The sequence below is a fragment of the Pseudomonadota bacterium genome, assembly GCA_026388255.1.
In the GTDB taxonomy this organism is placed as follows: Bacteria; Desulfobacterota; Syntrophorhabdia; order Syntrophorhabdales; family Syntrophorhabdaceae; genus JAPLKB01.
This window is the reverse complement of record JAPLKC010000147.1, coordinates 1-1,991: the sequence shown is the minus strand read 5'-3', so window position 1 is coordinate 1,991 and position 1,991 is coordinate 1. Positions and strand designations below refer to the sequence as shown.

Here is a 1,991-nt window from a genome sequence, read left to right as displayed (position 1 = left end):
TAATTTTCCGTTTCTCAATATATTTTGGCTCTTTCTCAAACCGAGTGGGTAAATAATATTTCCCCCCTTCAAGGAGAGGATTTCCGAATATTCCCTCCCTCTTGAGAGACTGTGTCGCAATTAAGTGGGTGAGAGTTCTTTGACAACAGAATATTAGAAAAAGGTTAAAAAGCAAGCGAAAGCTTTTTGTATCGTTGTGCCGATATGGTAAAGTATCTTTAAGGAGAAACATTATGGCATATCGATGCGGCGACCGTTATCAGATGGACTTAATGCCCCAGAGCATAGAAGAATATGTAAGTTCCGACAATCCAGTACGAGCTTATGATGTTTTTGTGGAAACACTTAATTTTCGTGAGCTGGGGATAGAGGTTAATCCTGATAAAGTCGGCAACTCTGAATACGAACCTCGATCCATGTTCAAGTTGCTGGTTTACGGCTATTCCTATGGTCTGAAGAGTTCAAGGAAACTGGAGCGGGAATGTTACCATAATTTATCCTTTATCTGGCTGATGGGCGGTTTGCGCCCTGATCATAAAACGATTGCTGAATTTCGGCGCAATAACAAGAACGCCCTGCAAAATGTTTTGCAACAATGCGCCCGGATGTGCATCAAACTGGATTTGGTTGGCGGCAATATTTTGTTTGTTGACGGGACAAAGATCAGAGCAAATGCAGGACGTCACCGTAGCCATGATCGGGCATATTACGAGAAGCGTCTGGCCGATATAGACAGTCGGATTGAGCAATTGCTTATTGAATGTGAAACAGTTGATCAATCTGAAGAAGGAACCCCTTCATATATTGCCATGGATAAGGAACTATCGAAGAAGCAGCATTTAAAGGACAGAATCAGACAAGCTCTGGATGCTTTTAAAGACGATACCAGAAAACAGATCAACCAAACAGACACAGACTGCGCGATCATGCACAGTGTTCAGGGCAGTCACGCCCGCTATAACGTGCAAAGTGTCGTCGATGAACAACACGGATTAATTGTCCATGCCGAGGCGGTCAATTCCACCAGTGACGTGAACCAGTTTGCCCGTCAGATTGAAAAGGCCAATGGCCTCTTGGATTATCCCTGCAAGGTTGCTTGTGCCGATGCCGGATATGCGAACACGGATGAATTGGAAAAGATTGACCAACAAGGAATCAAAGTTATTGTTCCTTCTCAGCGTCAAGCCTTGCATGAAGAAGAAAGTCCGTTTAGCAAGAGTCATTTTATCTATGACAAAGAGCAGGACGCCTATATCTGCCCCGAAGGTCAGACGCTTCGGTATGACAGCATGGATCAGAACACAGGCAAAAGACATTACCTGATTGTGGATAAGAAGCTGTGCCTTCATTGCAAACATTATGGCCAATGTACGGACTCCAAGCGCGGCCGCAAGATCGTTCGCCTGCATAATGAAGATGTAAAGATCAGACTCGAAGCGCAATACCAGGCGGAATCTTCGCAAGAAATATACGCGAAGAGGAAAACAAAGGTGGAACATCCTTTCGGGCACATCAAGAGGAATTTAAAAACAGATGCTTTTCATCTCAGAAAAAAGGATGGAGTCCAGGCCGAGACGGCGCTTTTAGCAACCTGCTTTAATATTGTCCGGATGATTACGATCTTTGGTGTGAGCACACTGATAGAAAAGCTGACCGGACTAAATAGGGTAGCTGTGGGCTGTTAAGGCCTTCTTGAAGAACAAACACAATTGTAAAATGGGTAAAATATGAACCCCCGTATCTGATATTTATCGATTTCGATTTTTACGGTTGATTTCTAATATTCTGTTGTCAAAGAGCAGGTAAATATTGTGCCGTAAAAACTATTGCGACACAGTCTCCCGCCAGCGGGGGACATTACGAATGAACAGCAATCATTACCTGTCCTTTATGACACAGTCTCTTTGTGGAATGACAGGGGTGGCTGGGGAATGACGAAGGTAAATATCACCCTCCCTTGGAGGGAGGGAAGAAATTATGTGCATTCGCGT

Annotated in this window: 1 protein-coding gene; it reads left to right on the top strand. The window is 44.0% G+C overall.

Annotated elements, in window-relative coordinates:
* The first annotated feature begins 233 nt into the window (after nucleotides 1–233).
* On the top strand, nucleotides 234–1,685 hold the full coding sequence (locus NT178_19050) for an IS1182 family transposase (protein ID MCX5814613.1): 1,452 nt from the start codon (nucleotides 234–236) through the stop codon (nucleotides 1,683–1,685).
* Nucleotides 1,686–1,991: the final 306 nt, after the last annotated feature.

Bases quoted from the DNA above. Each gene is read 5' to 3' on its own strand.
- NT178_19050 (MCX5814613.1), top strand. From the start codon at position 234: ATGGCATATCGATGCGGCGACCGTTATCAGATGGACTTAATGCCCCAG.